Below are 16,324 nucleotides of genomic sequence, written 5' to 3'. Positions count from 1 at the left end.
ACTATCCGTGGGTATGACGTCATGGCGCCACGGTGGTCCCGCCTGCAGACTGGGACCATGGCTGAGCCCGTCACCGTCGTCGCCTTTCCGGGCGTGCAGTCCCTCGATGTCACCGGTCCGTGGGAGGTCCTGGCGGGGGCGAATCGGCACCGGGCGGCACGCGGAGGGCGTCCCGCGTACGACCTGAGGCTGGTGGGCGCGGAGGCCGAGGTGGCGTCCGAGAGCGGCCTCGTCCTGGCGGCCGACGCGCTCGGAGAACCGGTCCGGGCCGGCACCCTCGTCGTGCCCGGTGGCCGCACGGCGGCGGCCGAGGATGCGCACGCCGATCTCGTCGCCTGGTTGGCAGCATGCCGCCCCACGCGGTTGTTGTCCGTCTGCTCCGGGGCGTTCCTGTGCGCGCGGGCCGGGTTGCTCAGTGGTCGCAGGGTGGCCACCCACTGGTCCGTGTCCCGGGACCTCGGTCGGCGGTTTCCCGACGTCACCGTCGACCACGACGCCCTCTACGTGCACGACGGCCCGGTGTGGACCTCCGGTGGAGTCACATCAGGAATCGACCTGGCACTGGCCGTCGTGGCCGCCGATCACGGAGCACGAGTCGCCCAGGAAATCGCCCGCTGGCTCGTGATGTTTCTGCACCGCCCCGGACACCAGGCTCAGTTCTCCGGCCCGGTGTGGTTGGAACGCGCCACCGAGAAGCGGATAGCCGCCGCCCAACGGGCCATCGACGCCGATCCGGCCGCGACACACCGGGTCGACGACCTTGCCGCGCAGTTCGCCATGTCGCCCCGGCACTTCCAGCGCCTGTTCGCACGTGAGACGGGCCTCACCGTCGGTCGTTACCTCACCGAGCTTCGCCTGGAGACCGCCAAACGCCTGCTGGTGCAGTCCGACCTCGGCCTCGACACGGTGGCGGCCAAGGCGGGACTCGGATCCGCCGAGTCGCTCCGACGCGTGTTCGGTGAACGACTCGGCACGACCCCGGGCGCATTTCGCGCGCGCTTCTCGACCCTCTGACCGCGGACACCTTGCTCATCCCTCCCGACCGGAAGGAATTCCGATGACCCATGTCGTCATTCCGCTCTACGAGCGTTTCACCGCGTTGGACGTCATCGGCGTCTACCAGCCACTGGCCCTCACCCCGGGCATTGACGTGGTCCTGGTCGCCGAACGCCCCGGTCCCGTCCGGGACGACTGCGGGATGGTCTCCCTCGTGGCCGAGTCCGCGCTTGACGACGTCGAAGCGACCGACGTTCTCATCGTCCCGGGCGGGCCGGGGACCATTCCGGCTCTCACCGGGCCTCTGCCGGCCTGGATCAGGCGGATCCACGACACGACGACGTGGACGACGTCCGTGTGCTCCGGTTCGATCCTCCTGGGGGCCGCCGGCCTGCTGCGGGGACGACGGAGCACCAGCCACTACCTCGCGGCGCAGGAGCTGATCCGCTTCGGCGCCGAACCGGCAGACCAGCGGATCGTCGAGGAACCGGACGCACACATCATCACGGCCGCCGGAGTGTCCAGTGGCATCGACATGGGGCTGAGACTCGTCGAACTCCTCACCGACCGGACGACCGCGGAGGCCGTCCAGCTCTGGATGGAGTACGACCCACAACCGCCGTTCGACAGCGGCCACCCCTCCCGCGCGACCCCCGAGGTGGTCGCGCGGGCGGCGGCGTACGACAGCGCGGCCAGAGTGGCGCGGTGACCTGCCGGTCAGCGACCCCCTAGACCCCGACCCGCTGCGGCGGGACGGTCAGGCCGTAGAGCGCCATCAGCTCCGGGGTGTCGACCCGGCTGCCGTCGGCGACCGAGTCGCAGCCGATGTCGACGATCTGGTCCTTGTGCGCCAGCAGGTACGGTCGGGCGCCCACGTCGGCGCTGGCCAGCGTGGCGATGCCGGGCCAGTGCCGGCGACCGAAGAGCATCGGGTAGCCGCGCAGCCCGTCGTAGGTGGCGCAGACCAGCACGTCCGGGTACGGCAGTGCGGCCACTCGCCGGACAGCGGCGGCGGTCAGGCCCGGCATGTCGACCGGGACCACCACCACTGCCTCGATTCCCTCGTCCTCCATGGCGGCCAGGCCGGCGCGGATGGACGAGCCGACCCCGGTGCCCCACGCTTTGTTGATGACCACCGTGGCCCGGCCCAGGTCGGCGGTTTCCCGGACCTGGTCGGCGGCGGCACCCAGTACGACCACGATCTGCTCGCAGCCCGCCTCGGTCATCGTGTCGATCATCTGGTTGACCAGGGGCTTCTCCCCCTGGTGCAGCAGCGCCTCGGGACCACCGATGCGGCGCCCCCCGCCCGCGGCGATGATCATTCCTGCGATCCGGTTCAGCTGGGCCCCCTCCACCGTGGAGCGGACCGGGCACGGCGGCACCCGGTCCGTCCCGTCCTACGGACACCGGATGCAACGAGTGCGGCAGGCCTCGGGTAGCGGGGCAAATAGGAAAATCGTCCGCTATGCCGCGTCGGCGTAGCAGTCGACGATGGACAGATCCAGCGGAAATCGCACCGGAGTGTCGCCGAACAGCAGCGCGGTGGCCCGCTCACCGCTGCGACCGACCGCCTCCGCCACCGCCTCGGCCTGTGCCGCCGGACAGTGCACGACCACCTCGTCGTGCTGAAAGAAGACCAACTCGGCGTCGGTGCCGGCCAGCTCGGTGCGCAGCGTGGCCAGCAGCGTCGAGGCCCACTCCGCGGCGGTGGCCTGAATGACGAAGTTGCGGGTGAAGCGCCCCCGCGACCGGGCGGCGCGGGCCCGGGGACTCTGCGGGTCGGCCACGCCATCGGGGTCGGTCGCCCCGTCCGGGTCGCCAAAATCGGCTGAGCCGGGCGGGCAGGTGCGCCCCAGCCACGAGCGCACCAGCCCGCCCGCCTCACCCGTGCGCGCCGCCGCCTCGACGTAGCCGAACGCCGTCGGGTAGCTGCGCTTCAGCACCGCCAGCGCGGGCACCGCCGCCCCGCCGGTCTGCCCGTACATCGCGCCGAGCAGGGCCACCTTGGCCCGGGCCCGATCACCGGCGAAGGCGTCCCGGGCGAGGGCGGCGTACAGGTCACCGGCCCCACCCGCCGCCGCCAACCGGACGTCACCGGACACCGCCGCCAGCACCCGGGGCTCCAACTGGCCGGCGTCGGCCACCACCAACCGCCGGCCCGGGTCGGCCACCACCGCCCGGCGGATCACCTTCGGGATCTGCAACGCGCCACCACCCCGGGTGGCCCAGCGGCCCGAGACCACCCCGCCCGGGACGTACTCCGACTGGAACCGCCCGTCGCGAACCCACTGCTCGCGCCATGACCAGCCGTGCGCCGTCCAGATCCGGTAGAGCTCCTTGTATTCCAGCACCAGCGGCACCGCCGGATGGTCCACCCCGCGCAGCACCCAGGCCCGGGTGTTGGGCAGCTCCACCCCAACCCGGGCGAACGCCTTCAGCAGCTCCGCCGGGGAGTCGGCGTGCAGCTGGCGGACGCCGAACGCGTCGGCGATCCGGGCGGCCAGCTCGGCCAGCCGGCGCGGCGGGCCGCCGACCGGTGACGGCTCACCGAGCAGCTCGGCGAGGATCGCGTCGTGCACCTCGGCCCGCCACGGCAGCCCGACGACACCCATCTCCACCGCGATCAGCGCGCCGGCCGACTCGGCGGCCACCAGCAGCCGGAACCGACCCGGATGCTCGGTGACGGCGACCCGGGCGACCTGGTCGGCGTACACCCGGGTCAGGGCGTCGACCCCCGGGCCCGGCGGGCCGGGCAGCGCGTCGAAGAGCGCCCCCTGCCCGTGCCCCGGCGGCGCGGCCGGGCGCGGCGGCGGGTCGGGTGGCACCGGCGCACCGCTGAGCCGGGCCCAGGCGGCGGCGAACGAACGCGGCTCACCCCAGCGGCCGGCGTGGCCGAGCAGCAGAGCCTCGGTCAGCTCCACGTCATGGCAACGCTCGACGCGCACCCCGGCCCGCAACAACGCCGGATAGACCGCGCCGGCGGTCGGCCAGACCCAGCGCGGACGCTCGGCGGCCTCCCGCGCCGCCACCGCCGCGGCCAGGTCGGTGACGACCTCGGTCGGACCGGTGGGGTGGCCGGCGGCGTCCAGCGGGCACAGCTCTCCCCCACCCCGCTCATCCGCCACCACCGCCACCAGCACAGATGCGATTCTGCCTCGCCCCTGTGACAGGAACGGAAAGGTGCCCTTCCTTACATCTCGGCGCGTGCCGGCAAACGGGTCGATGGGTCGTGAAAGGGCTCGGTAGCGTGGCCGGGTGCCCCCGCAGATTCCGCATTCCGATCCTGGCACTCCGGACACCGGGGGTCCGATGCGGTACCTCTGGTGGCTGGTCCGCCGCCAGCCCTGGCGGGTGCTGCGCGGCAGCCTGCTCGGGACCGCCTGGATGATCGGGCTGTCGGTCCGGCCCTACCTGATCGCCCGCGCCGTCGACGACGGGCTGCGCGCGGGCGACACCCAGGCCCTGGCGTTCTGGGTGGCGGCGATCCTCGTCGCGGGTGCGGGGCTGTCGTACCTGGGCATCATGCGGCACCGCACCATGACCTTCATCCGGGAGGACGCCAAGGCCCGCTCGGCCGCCGTCGTGCTGCGGCAGCTGTCCCGGATCGGCGCGGTGCTGCCGCGCCGGGTCGCCGCCGGCGAGGTGGCCACCATCGGCGGCTCCGACATCGACTGGTCGGCGCAGGTGCTCACGCTGACCGGGCCGGGGGTCGGCGCGATCGTCGCGTACGCGGTCATCGCCGTGGTGCTCTGGTCGATCTCCCCGGTGCTCGCGCTCTGCATCCTGGTGGGAGTGCCCGCCGTCGGGCTGGTCGTCGGTCCGCTGCTACGCCGCCTGGAGCGGGCCGAATCGGTCTACCGGAAGCAGCAGGGCGCGCTCACCGCCCGATCCGGCGACATCGTGGCCGGGCTACGGGTGCTCGCCGGGGTGGGCGGTCGGGACCTGTTCGCCCGCCGGTACGCGGCCAGATCCCGCGACCTGCTCGCCGAGGGCTACCGGGTCGGCGCGGTCAACAGCTGGATCGACGCGGCGACCGTCGCCATCCCCGGGTTGTTCCTGGCGGCGGTGGTGTGGCTGACGGCCCGGATGGCGGTGGCCGGTGATGTCACGATCGGTGAGCTGGTCGCCGTCTACGGCTACGTGGCGACCCTGATCGTGCCGGTCTGGTTCCTGCTCGAAGGCAGCCACCAACTGATCCGCGGCCGGGTCGCCGCCCGGCGGATCGTCGCCCTGCTCAAGCTGACCCCGGACGACGTCGGCGGCCCGCGCAGCGCACCGGATCGGCGGGGTGGCGTTCCGGATCGACGCCGCCGGGACGTCGTCTCCGCGCCGGAGCACCCCGCGGACCTGCACGACCCGGTGACCGGGCTGACCGTTCCCGTCGGCCGGCTGACCGGCGTGGCCGCCGACGATCCTTCGGCGGCGCTGGCCCTGGCCGATCGGCTCGGCCGGTACGTGGCCAGCGAATCCACCTGGGGCGGCGTGCCGCTGACCGGGATCGCCCTGGACGAGATCCGCGCGCGCATCGTGGTCGCCGATCACGACTCGTACCTGTTCCCCGGCACGCTGCGGGAGGTCCTGCTCTCCCGAACCGAGTCCGACGACGACCGGCTGAACGACGACGACGACGACCGGATCAGCGCGGCTCTGCGGGCCGCGTCGGCCGAGGACATCGTCGATGCGCTGCCGGCCGGGCTGGACACCGTGATCGACGCCCGGGCCCGGACGCTCTCCGGCGGCCAGCGCCAACGGGTACGCCTGGCCCGGGCGCTGCTCGCCGAGCCGGAGGTGCTGATCCTCGTCGACCCCACGTCGGCCGTGGACGCGCACACCGAGGCGCGGATCGCCGAACGGCTACGTGCCGCGCGAGCCGGCCGCACGACGGTCGTGCTCGCCACCTCGCCGCTGCTGCTCAGCCGGACCGACCTCGTCGCGCACCTGCGTGCGGGCCGGATCGTCGCCACCGGCACCCACACCGACCTGCTCCACCAGGACCCCGGCTACCGGCACCTGGTGGCCCGGGACAGCGCCGATCCCGACGTGGACCGACCCGCCGACGTCGAGGGGGCCTATCCGTGAGCCGACTGCCGGTGGCGGACCGCAGGACGGTACGCCGGGCGCTGCGGGACCTGATCGGCCGGCACCGGCGCTCGGTCGGCGTCGTGCTGGCGTTGCACGGCGCCGCCGCGGTCGCCGGGCTGGCCCCGCCGTGGCTGCTGGGCACCATCGTCGACCGTGTCAGCGCGGGTGCGAGTGTGACCACGGTGGATCGCCTGGCCCTGGCGATCGGCGGGTGCGTCCTGGTCAGCGCGTTGCTCTCCCGGTACGCGCAGTACGCCGGCCACCGGTTCGGGGAGCGGGCCGTCGCCGAGTTGCGCGAGGAGTTCGTCGACAGGACGCTCGGGCTGCCCGTCTCGGTCGTCGAGCGGGCAGGTTCCGGGGACCTGGCGACCCGCAGTTCCGTCGACGTGTCGACGGTCGGCACCACGGTCCGGGACGTGGTGCCCACCATGGTCATCGCCTCGGTGCAGCTGACGCTGCTGTTCGGGGCGGTCTTCCTGCTGCACCCGCTGCTCGGGCTGGCGGCGCTGGCCGGGCTGCCGTCGATCTGGGCGGTGACCCGCTGGTACCTCCGGCGGGCCAGCTCCGCGTACCTCACCGAGGGCGCGGCGGCCGCGGAGCTGACCGAGACGCTGACCACCACCGCCGAGGGCGCCCGCACGGTCGAGGCGCTGCGGCTGGCCGACGACCGTATCCGGCACGGCACCACCCGCATCACCCGGCTGTGGCGGGCCCGGCGGGCGACCCTCGCGCTGCGTACGGTGTTCTTCAGCGTGGTGGAGGCCAGCTACCCGCTACCCGTCGCCCTGGTCCTGCTCGTCGGCGGGTATCTGCTCGCCGAGGAGATGGTGTCGCTCGGCGCGGTGGTCGCCGCCGCGCTCTATCTTCAGCAGGCGATCGATCCGCTGGACCGGCTGCTGCAGTGGACCGAGCAGGCGCAGCGCGGCTTCGCGTCGTTCGCCCGGGTGCTCGGCGTCGGCCTGGTCCCACCGGAGCCGCCCGGCACGGTCGCCACGTCACGGGGAGAGCGACTCGTCGTGCGCGAGGCGCGGTTCTCGTACGGCGGGGGGCGCGACGTGCTGCACGGCATCGACCTGGAGGTGCGGCCCGGGGAGCGGCTGGCCGTCGTCGGCCCGTCGGGGGCCGGCAAGTCCACCCTGGCCCGGCTGCTCGCCGGGATCGACGCGCCGCGCCGTGGCGTCGTCAGCATCGGTGGCTGCCCGGTGACCGACCTCGACCCGGCCGAGCGTCGTCGCCGGATCGCCCTGGTCACCCAGGAACACCACGTCTTCATCGGTTCGCTACGCGACAATCTCGCCTTCGCCGCCCCGGACGCCTCCGACGAGCAGATGCGCGCCGCGCTGGTCACGGTGGGCGCCGACTGGTACGCCGACCTGCCCGACGGCCTGGACACCGCGCTCGGGGACGGGGCCCGGCAGCTCGGCGCGGCCGAGGCGCAGCAACTGGCGCTGGCCCGGTTGGTGCTCGCCGACCCGCACACGCTGATCCTGGACGAGGCGACCGCCGCGCTCGACCCGACGACCGCCCGGCGTACCGAGCGGGCGCTGGCCGCCGTGCTCGTCGGGCGGACCGTCATCGCCATCGCGCACCGGCTGAACACCGCGCACGACGCCGACCGGGTCGCCGTCCTGGCCGACGGCCGGATCACCGAGATCGGCAGCCACGACGAGCTGGTGGCGGCCGACGGGGCGTACGCCGCGCTGTGGTACTCCTGGCACGCCCACGCCGACGACCACCCGAGGTGAAAGGAAGGGCACCTTTTTAACGCCTCCGGTAGAGGAAGGGCCCCTTATTAACAAACCCCCCGCAGCACGCGCAGGCGCTGGGGTCGGCACCGGCCGAGGAGGTGTTGTTAATAGGGGGCCCTTCCTATGCACCAGGCGTTAAGAAGGTGCCCTTCCTTACTTCACGGCGCCGGAGGTGAGGCCGGCCTGGATCTGACGCTGAAAGATCGCGTACACGATGATCATCGGGAGGATCGCGATGGTCAGCGCGGCGAACAACCCGGACCAGTCCGCCTCGTAGCCGGCGTTGACCGAGATGTCCGCGATGCCCTGGGTGAGCACCCACTTGTCCTTCGCGTTGGAGAGCAGCACCAGGGGAAGTTGGTACTGCGCCCACTGACCGATGATGTTGAAGATCGCCACGCTGATCAGACCCGGCTTCGCCATCGGCATCATGACCTGGAAGAACAGCCGCGTGTGCCCGCAGCCGTCGATCAGCCCCGCCTCCGCCACCGACGACGGCAGCGTCTTGAAGAACGCGGCCAGGAAGAAGATCGTGAACGGCAGCGAGTACGCGATGTAGACCAGCACCACCCCGGTGTGGGTGTCCAGCAGGCCCAGGTTCTTCACCACGAAGAAGAGCGGCACCAGGGCCAGGAAGACCGGGAAGGCCAACCCGGAGACGAAGAGGTAGTAGATCGCCCGGTTGCCCCAGAACTTGTACCGGGCCAGCACGTACGCCGCCATCGAGCCCAGCAGCATGGTGCCGAAGGTGCTGCACGTGACCACAATGACGCTGTTGAGGAAGTACCGGCCGACGTGCGCCTTGGTCCAGGCCCGGCCGAAGTTTTCCCAGCGCAGTTCCGCCGGGAGCGTCCACGGGCTGCTGAAGATCTCGGTCGTGTTCTTGAACGCGGCGAGGAACGTCCAGAGGATCGGCACGATCACGATCACCGCCCACACGGCGAGCGCGATGTGCCCCAGGCCGGCGAAGAGCCGTGCCTCCGAGCGGGGGCTCTTCGACCCTCGTCCACCGGGGGCGCCCGGGTCGCCGGTCTTCGGCGGTAGCGCCGCCGGCGTCGGCGGCAGCGTCGACTGCGGGTTCATCAGTACTCCACGCTTTCCCGCTTGGTGAGCCGCAGCGTCAGCGCCGCGAACGTGAGGGTCAGGAAGAAGAGCGCCACACCCATCGCGGAGGCGTAGCCGTATTTCGAGTAGACGAACGCGTTGCGGTAGATCTCCATGGCCAGCACCGTGGTGGCGCCGTCCGGGCCGCCACCGTCCACGGAGAGCACCGCGACGATGGCGAACGCGTCGAACGCCGCGATGCCCAGGTAGACCCAGGCGACCTGGAGGGTGTCCCAGAGCAGCGGCAGGGTGACCCGGAAGAACAGGGTCACCTTGGTCGCCCCGTCCATCTCGGCGGCCTCGTAGATCTCACCCGGGATGGAGGCCATCCCGGCCGAGAAGAGCACCACGTAGAAGCCGACCGCCTGCCAGACCAGCACCCCGATGATCGACCAGAGGGCCAGGTTCGGCCGGACCAGGAAGAGCACCGGATCGAAGCCGAGCTTCATCAGTACGCCGTTGATCAGGCCGGACTCGTTGGGCCGGTAGACCATCTGGAACAGCACCGCGATGATGGCCACCGCCAGGACCTGGGGGAAGAAGAACACCACCCGGTAGAACTTCGCCCCCCAGACCCCCTGGCGTTGCCCACCGCTGCTCTTCCCGCCCACGTTGAGCAGGAACGAGAAGAACAGCGCGATGGCAATGGTGATCAGCGGCAGGGCAAGCAGCAGTACGCCGTGGTGCTGGACCGCCTTCCAGAAGCTGCCGTCGTCGAGCAGCCTCCGGTAGTTGTCGAAGCCCACCCACTGCGGGGCGGAGAGCCCCCTCCAGTTGGTCATCGAGATCTGGAACGCCTGCGCGTACGGCGCGATGACGAAGACCACGTACAGCGTGACCGGGGCGAACAGGAACCCGATCACGAACGGATACTTGCCGTGCCGCATGACCCCTACGCTCCGATCAGCGCTTGAACTTGGTGACGGAGCTGTCCTTCTTGATCGCGTCGGCGCGCTTCTGGATCCGCTCCACGAAGGCGTCCGCCTTGATCCGGCCGAACATCAGCTCGTTGGTGGCGGTACGCGCCTCCGTGTCGAGCTCCTTGTACCAGCCGTCGAAGTACAGGTTGAACACATCCTGGCCGGCCGCCTTGAGCGCGGCCTGCGAGCTGGCCACACCGGGCGGGAAGGCGAAGCCCTCCGAGCCGGCGGTGACCACGGTCGGGGCCTTGACCACCTCGGTGAAGCCCTTCGCGCCCGCCGTGGACAGCATCTGGCGCATGTACTCCAGGCCGCCCTTGGGGTTCTTGCTCTTCGCCGAGACGAAGTAGCCCTCACCCGCGGTGGCCCGCAGCGCCGTGGCCGGCAGCTTGTCCGAGGCGGACATGCTCGGCACCGGCATGAGCTGGTACTCGAAGCCGGCCGGGGTGTCCTTCTTCTGCTCGCCTTCCAGCCAGTCACCGCTGGGGTACATGGCCACCTTGTACTGGTTCTGCCGCAGCTGCACGTCGGTGTGCTTGAGCCCCTCGAAGCTCTTGTCGCTGAACTTCGCCCCGACCTCGGCCCACGCGGTGGCAGCCTGCTTGACCGCGTCCTGCTGCCAGGCGCCGTCCTCCAGGTTGTCGATGTTCTTCAGCACGTCCGTGCCGCCGATCTTGGCGGCGTGGGTGAGGATCACGTTCCACTGGTAGTAGGCCGCGTTCGCCCCGGCGTAGCCGTACGGCGTGATGCCCTTGGCCTTGATGGCGGTGAGCAGGGTGATGAACTCGTCCCAGTTCTTCGCCGGCGCCCAGCCGTTGTCCTTGAACAGCTTGCCGGAGTACCAGATGCCGAAGACGGTGGAGACGTAGTACAGGACGAACGGCTTGCCGTTGAACGAGCCCGCCTCGATGGTGCCGGGCACCACGGTGTCGCGGACCTTCTTGGCCGGGTCGTCGACCGACGGCGCGTCCCACAGCTCGGTGAGGTCCTGGAGCTGACCGTCGGCGACCAGCGCGCCGAAGTCCATCAGCTTCTCGCCCGAGTTGTTCACGAACTCCGGCGGGTTGCCGGAGGCGAAACGCGGCTGGAGCACGGTGGAGACGGCCTGGGTGGCCTGGTGCTTGACCTCCGCCTTGGGGAACGCCTTCTTGTAGAGCGGCTCGTGCACGTCGGTGGCGTACTTCTCGCCGTAGCCGCCGTTGAAGATGACCACCTCGATCGGGGCGTCCTCCTTGACACCCAGCGGGTTGGTCGCGCTCTTGGTGCCGCCGGAGACCTGCTCGTTCTTCTCGTCGCCACCGCTGGTGGCGCAGGCGCTGAGCAGGCCGATGGCCGGAGTGGCGAGCATGCCCACGGCGGCGGCGCGGCGCAGCACCGTACGGCGGTCAAGTTCGGCCGGGTGCTCGGGGGTAATCGACATCGTCGTCTCTCCTTGTGGAATTCGGGTCAGGCCGTGCGCCGGAGACGCCCGGCGTACCGCGACTCGAGGGCGATGTTGTGCTCGTCCCCGCCGGGGACGTTGGCCGAGAGGTAGATAGGGGGCACCTCTCCGGCCTGATGGAACCGTCGGACGACCTCCGCGGTCAGCAGCTGCGCCAGCAGCGCAGTGGTGACCGAGGAGACCGCACAGACCGCGCCGCCGCCCTCGAGCGGCAGCAGTGCATCGCCGTACGGCGCGCCATTGTCCAGCACGACGTCGGCGAGGTCGGCGAGCCGTCGACCGGACGGGTGCCGCGGGGCCACCCGTGCGGTGTGCTCGACCGAGGTGACCGCGATCAACGGGTGACCGCGCTCGGTGACCAGCGCCGCCAGCTCGACCACCGAGCCGTTGATGCCGGATTGGGACGCCACCACGAACACGTCGCGCGGCTGAGGCGCCGCGAGCGCGTAGATCTGGTGGGCGATTGAGGGGTCGCGTTCCAGCTTCGGGTCGGCGAGCACATCCGGCGGGGCGTCGCCGTGCACCACCAGGTCACGCACCGAGAGCCGGTTGGTGGGAACCAACCCGCCGGCCCGGGCGACCAGTTCGGCGGCGAACGCCTCGGAGTGCCCGGCGCCGAACGCCTGGAGCACACCGCCGGCGCGCAGGCTCTCGGCGATCAGGTCGGCGGCCCGGGTGATGCCGTCGGCCTCGGTGTCGAGCAGCCGGTCGAGCACCGGGCGGACTGCGTCCGCGTACCCCTGGGCGCTGATCATGCGAGGGCTCCCTTCGCGGCCTTGTGCCCGTCGACGGCCTGCGCGGTACGCCGGAAGGCCGCGTGCGCGCGGTCGTGGGTGCGCTGGGCGACGGCGATGTAGAGCAGGTCGAGCACCACCAGCTGGGGGTGGCGGGCGGAGAGCGCGTCCGGCCGGAAGGTGGTCGCCTGGCTGGCGGTGAGCAGCACGATGTCGGCAAGCTCGGCCAGCGGTGAGCGGGGGAAGCCGGTGAGGGCGATCGTGGTGGCGCCCCGACTGCCCGCCTCGGCGAGCATCTCGATCGTCTCCCGAGTCTGGCCGGTGTGCGAGATGCCCAGCGCCACGTCTCCGGTGCGCAGCAGCGCGGCGCTGGCCAGCCCCTCGTGCACGTCGTTCCAGGCCCACGCGGCCACCCCGATGCGGTGCAGGCTGAACTGCATTTCCTCGCCGACCAGGGCGCTGCCGCTGGCGCCGAAGATGTTCACCCTGCTGGCGCCGGCGATGGCCACCGCGGCCCGCTCCACCTCGGAGAGGTCGAGCAGCGCGGCGGTGTCGTGCATGGCCCGGGTGTCGGCGGCCATGATCTGGTCGAGCACCCGGGCCAGCGGGTCGCTCGGCTGGATTTCCCGTCCGATGTCGATGGTCCACCCGGCCGAACGGGCCCGACCTGTCTCGGAGGCGATGCCCAGCCGCAGGTCGGCGTACCCCTCGAAGCCCATCGCCCGGCAGAAACGGGTGATGGTCGCCGGTGACGTGCCGCTACGCTCGGCCAACTCGACTATGGTGGATCGGGCGGCCGCCTCCGGGTCGCTCAGCACGTGCTCGGCGACCCGGCGCAGCGCGCCGGTCAGCTCACCGAGCCCGTTGCGGACCCGGGCCAGCACCCCGTCGGAGGCGGACCCGAGCGCGCCTCGCCGGTCGAACGCGTCGGCGTCGACCACCGCGGTCCCCGCGGAGGTGTCCACCTCGTGATCAACCATGCGACGCCTGGCCTTTCCAAAAAGATTGTTAACTGTTAGTGGTAAAAGTTCTTACTGAACGCCCCTCCGTGTCAAGACTGTGGGCGAAGTTTTCAAACTGTTACCTGGCGCACAGCCCGCCGCGCCGGCCAGATCTTGCCCCGCACGACGGCGCCGACCAGCATGAACGGGGCCCAACGTCGCGCAGCGCAAGGAGGCCGTGCCGATGTCCGACACCGTCGTGGTCGGTCTCGACGTCGGCGGTACGTCCACCCGGGCGACCGCTCTGACCCTCACCGGCGAACGCCTCGGCACCGGCCGAGCCGGCGGTGGCAACCCCACCAGCCACGGCGCCGAACAGGCCGCCACGGAGCTGCTGAAGGCCCTGCGCGGTGCGCTCGCCGACGTCGACCCGACCCGGGTGGCGGCCGGCACCATCGGGCTGGCCGGGGCGGCCCGGCTGCTCGCGGACCCGGCCGGCCGCGCCGCCTTCGACCGGGCCTGGCAGGACGCCGGCCTGCGCTGCCCGTACGCGGTGCACGGCGACGCCCTGGTGGCCTACGCCTCCGGCACCGCCGCCCCGGATGGCACGGTGCTCATCGCCGGCACCGGGGCGATCACCGCTCAGGTCCGTGACCTGCGGCTGGACCGGGTCGCCGACGGACACGGCTGGCTGCTCGGCGACGCCGGGTCCGGCTTCTGGCTGGGCCGTGAGGCGGTCCGCCGGTTGCTCGCCGACCTGGACGCCGGCCGCGCCCCCGGCGCGCTGGCCACGGCGGTGCTCACCGACCTGCTGGGCAGCCCCGAGATCGCCGCCCGCCCTCGGGACACCGTGGACGCCACGATCCAGGCGGTGACCCGCCGACCCCCGATCGAGCTGGCCCGGCTGGCGCCGCTGGTCGTCACCGCCGCCGCCGACGGTGAACCGGTCGCCACCGCGCTGCTCACCGAGGCCGCCGCGCACCTGGTCGACAGCGTGGGCCGGATCCGCCCGGCCGGGGCGGTGACACCGTTCGTGCTCGGCGGTGGGCTGCTCACCGGGAACACCCCGCTGGCCGCCGCCGTCCGGGCCGAGGTCGGCCGGCACTGGCCGGACGCGCCGCTGCGCACCGCCGGCGACGGGGCCGCCGCCGCGGCCTGGCTCGCCGCCCGCGAGCTGCCCGAGGTGACCGATCCGACCACCCTGCACGCCCTCCTCTTCCCCACCCCCTGACCGCCCGACCCACACCCGCCCCGCGCCCCGCCCGCCGCGTTGGGTCAGAGCGGGCTCGATCGTGGAAATAGTCCCCACCTCGCGTCCGGAGGCCACTACATCCTGGATCGAGCACGATCAACGCGAGCCCCCGCCCCACGCCTGCCCGAGAGGCCCCGCGCGCCCGCCGCTCCACGGCGAAGAATCGGGGTGGGGACGCGGAGGTCTGCGCCAGCTGCGCGGCGATCGAGATCGGTCAGACGTGCGGCCCGGATCGGCGGGTCGGCTACTTGAGCTGACCCGCGGTCAGGCCGGTCTGCACCTGTCGCTGGAAGCCCACGTACACGGCGAGCACCGGCAGCACGGCGATGCTCAGCCCGGCGAAGAGCCGGGCGTAGTCGCCGGCGTATCCCTGGCTGACCGACAGCGCGAACAGCCCCTGGGCGAGCACCCACTTGGACTCGTCGCCCTGCATCAACACCTGCGGTAACAGGAACTGGTTCCAGTGGCTGAGGAAGTTGAAGATCGCCACACTGATCAGTCCCGGACGCGCCATCGGCAGCATCACCCGGAAGAACAGTCGGAAGTGACCGCAGCCGTCGACCATCGCGGCCTCGGCCACCGAGGTCGGCAGGGTCCGGAAGAACGCGGTCAGGAAGAACACCGTGAACGGCAGCGAGTAGGCCGCGTACACCAGGATCAACCCGATCCAGGTGCCGAAGAGGCCGGCGTTGCGGACCACGAAGAAGAGCGGCACCAGGGCGAGGAACACCGGGAACATCAGACCGCCGACGAACAGGTAGTAGACGAACTGCCGGCCGCGGAACTCGTACCGGGCGAAGACGTACGCGGCGGTGGCGCCCATCAGCATGGTGAGGCTGACCGAGCCGGCCACCACCACCAGGCTGTTGAAGAAGTACCGGCCGATGTGCGCGCCGGTCCAGGCCCGCGCCCAGTTGTCCAGGTTCAGCGCCCCGGGCAGCCCCCACGGGTCGGCCAGGATCTCGCCGTTGGTCTTGAACGAGCTGATGAACATCCACAGCAGCGGCAGCACGGTGAGCAGGCCCCAGAGCAGCAGGAAGCCGTGCGAGAAGACGTTGGCCACGCCGAGGTCCCGGCGGAGCGGGCGGTCCCGGCCGGCGGAGGGCGTCGACGCGGTGGCGGCGGGGGCGGGTCTGTCCACTGTGGTCACGAGTACTCGATCCGATCGCGCCGGCCGACCCGCAGCGACAGCACCGCCACCGAGAGGGTCAGGAAGAACATCACCACGCCGATGGCCGAGGCGTAGCCGAACTTGGTCTCACTGCCGAAGGCGGTGTCGTACATCCGTACGCCGATCACGTCGGTGGAGAAGTTCGGCCCGCCGTTGGTCATCAGCTGCACGAGGACGAACCCGTCCAGGGCGAAGATGGCCAGGTAGACCCAGGCCACCTGGACGGTGTCCCAGAGCAGCGGCAGGGTGACCCGGCGCAGCGTGGTGAACCGGGACGCGCCGTCGAGCAGCACCGCCTCGTAAATCTCCTTCGGCACGGCCGACATCGCCGCGCCGAACAGCACCACGTAGAAGCCGACGTTGCTCCACACCATCACCGCGAGGACGCACCAGAAGGCGGTCGCCGGGTCACCGAGCCAGGTCGGCGCGGGCAGGCCGAGCGCGTGCAGGGCACTGGTGAGCAGCCCTTGATTCGGGTGGTAGACCTCCTTCCAGAGCAGCGCGATGATCACCACGGAGAGCACCTGCGGGAAGAAGTACACCGTGCGGTAGAACGCGCCGCCACGTACACCGGTCACGCCGGCACGGCCCTTGCGCCCACCCATGGCGAGCATGGTGGCGAAGAAGATCCCGAGCACAATGGTCAGCACCGGCACCAGGGCCAGCAGGATCGTGTTGTTCTGCAAGGCGTTCCAGACGTACCCGTCGTGCCACAGCGTCTTGAAGTTCGCCAGACCGACCGAGTTGGCGTCGGCCGAGTAGCCGAGCCAGTCGGTGGTGGAGATCTGGAACGCCTGCAGGTACGGCGACACGACGAAGACGACGTACAGCAGCACCGGCGGCACCAGGAAGGTGACGATCAGCGGCCACTTGCCATGTCTCACGATGAGGACCTACTTCCCGTGGTGCGGCCGGTGGGGGCGGTCCGCCCCCAC

14 protein-coding genes are annotated in these 16,324 nt (G+C 71.4%); 5 read left to right on the top strand and 9 right to left on the bottom strand.

Annotation, left to right across the window (positions count from 1 at the left end; genetic code table 11):
• The first annotated feature begins 57 nt into the window (after positions 1–57).
• Together ABZU69_RS29330 and ABZU69_RS29325 are read left to right on the top strand one after the other, a co-directional pair.
• Positions 58–1,014 carry a helix-turn-helix domain-containing protein gene (locus tag ABZU69_RS29330; RefSeq protein ID WP_354967540.1) on the top strand — a complete coding sequence of 319 codons (957 nt, stop codon included), beginning with the start codon at positions 58–60 and terminating at the stop codon, positions 1,012–1,014.
• Between the two features lie 43 nt (positions 1,015–1,057).
• Positions 1,058–1,705 carry a DJ-1/PfpI family protein gene (locus ABZU69_RS29325; protein WP_354967539.1) on the top strand — a complete coding sequence of 216 codons (648 nt, stop codon included), beginning with the start codon at positions 1,058–1,060 and terminating at the stop codon, positions 1,703–1,705.
• 19 nt (positions 1,706–1,724) lie between these two features.
• Here ABZU69_RS29325 and ABZU69_RS29320 read toward each other — a convergent pair whose 3' ends face one another.
• Positions 1,725–2,318, bottom strand: a complete 594-nt coding sequence (locus tag ABZU69_RS29320; protein ID WP_354967538.1) for an NTP transferase domain-containing protein — start codon at positions 2,316–2,318, stop codon at positions 1,725–1,727.
• A 141-nt stretch (positions 2,319–2,459) separates the two neighbouring features.
• On the bottom strand, positions 2,460–4,166 hold the full coding sequence (locus tag ABZU69_RS29315; RefSeq protein WP_354967584.1) for a bifunctional 3'-5' exonuclease/DNA polymerase: 1,707 nt from the start codon (positions 4,164–4,166) through the stop codon (positions 2,460–2,462).
• 139 nt (positions 4,167–4,305) lie between these two features.
• On the opposite strand from ABZU69_RS29315, the gene ABZU69_RS29310 reads away from it, so the two are divergent.
• A complete protein-coding gene (locus tag ABZU69_RS29310) occupies positions 4,306–6,075 on the top strand; it encodes an ABC transporter ATP-binding protein (protein ID WP_354967537.1) in 1,770 nt (589 codons plus the stop codon).
• The gene (locus ABZU69_RS29305) at positions 6,072–7,823 is read left to right on the top strand and encodes an ABC transporter ATP-binding protein (protein WP_354967536.1); all 1,752 of its coding nucleotides are present in this window, start codon (positions 6,072–6,074) and stop codon (positions 7,821–7,823) included. The genes ABZU69_RS29310 and ABZU69_RS29305 overlap by 4 nt, the downstream gene beginning before the upstream one ends.
• Before the next feature lie 156 nt (positions 7,824–7,979).
• Here ABZU69_RS29305 and ABZU69_RS29300 read toward each other — a convergent pair whose 3' ends face one another.
• Genes ABZU69_RS29300 through ABZU69_RS29280 form a run of 5 tightly spaced genes read right to left on the bottom strand, consistent with a single transcriptional unit; the run spans position 7,980 to position 13,005 of the window.
• The gene (locus ABZU69_RS29300; protein WP_354967535.1) at positions 7,980–8,909 is read right to left on the bottom strand and encodes a carbohydrate ABC transporter permease; all 930 of its coding nucleotides are present in this window, start codon (positions 8,907–8,909) and stop codon (positions 7,980–7,982) included.
• Complete coding sequence (locus ABZU69_RS29295; RefSeq protein WP_354967534.1) at positions 8,909–9,817, bottom strand: sugar ABC transporter permease; 909 nt, start codon at positions 9,815–9,817, stop codon at positions 8,909–8,911. Before ABZU69_RS29295 ends, ABZU69_RS29300 begins: the two co-directional genes overlap by 1 nt.
• 16 nt (positions 9,818–9,833) lie before the next feature.
• A complete protein-coding gene (gene ngcE / locus ABZU69_RS29290) occupies positions 9,834–11,270 on the bottom strand; it encodes an N-acetylglucosamine/diacetylchitobiose ABC transporter substrate-binding protein (protein WP_354967533.1) in 1,437 nt (478 codons plus the stop codon).
• A 26-nt stretch (positions 11,271–11,296) separates the two neighbouring features.
• Entirely contained in the window at positions 11,297–12,046 is a 750-nt protein-coding gene (locus tag ABZU69_RS29285; protein WP_354967532.1) for an SIS domain-containing protein, read from the bottom strand.
• Positions 12,043–13,005: a MurR/RpiR family transcriptional regulator gene (locus ABZU69_RS29280; RefSeq protein WP_354967531.1), complete on the bottom strand. Its 963-nt coding sequence runs from the start codon at positions 13,003–13,005 to the stop codon at positions 12,043–12,045. Before ABZU69_RS29280 ends, ABZU69_RS29285 begins: the two co-directional genes overlap by 4 nt.
• Before the next feature lie 205 nt (positions 13,006–13,210).
• On the opposite strand from ABZU69_RS29280, the gene ABZU69_RS29275 reads away from it, so the two are divergent.
• Positions 13,211–14,197: a BadF/BadG/BcrA/BcrD ATPase family protein gene (locus tag ABZU69_RS29275; protein ID WP_354967530.1), complete on the top strand. Its 987-nt coding sequence runs from the start codon at positions 13,211–13,213 to the stop codon at positions 14,195–14,197.
• 265 nt (positions 14,198–14,462) lie between these two features.
• On the opposite strand, the gene ABZU69_RS29270 is transcribed toward ABZU69_RS29275, so the two are convergent.
• Complete coding sequence (locus ABZU69_RS29270; RefSeq protein WP_354967529.1) at positions 14,463–15,368, bottom strand: carbohydrate ABC transporter permease; 906 nt, start codon at positions 15,366–15,368, stop codon at positions 14,463–14,465.
• Positions 15,365–16,273 (bottom strand): sugar ABC transporter permease, encoded by a 909-nt coding sequence (locus tag ABZU69_RS29265; protein ID WP_354967528.1) that lies wholly within the window; start codon positions 16,271–16,273, stop codon positions 15,365–15,367. The genes ABZU69_RS29270 and ABZU69_RS29265 overlap by 4 nt, the downstream gene beginning before the upstream one ends.
• Positions 16,274–16,324: the final 51 nt, after the last annotated feature.

Origin of the sequence: Micromonospora sp. NPDC005206 (genome assembly GCF_040608175.1) — a bacterium.
Lineage (GTDB): Bacteria > Actinomycetota > Actinomycetes > Mycobacteriales > Micromonosporaceae > Micromonospora.
This window is presented reverse-complemented; position numbering and strand designations above follow the sequence as displayed.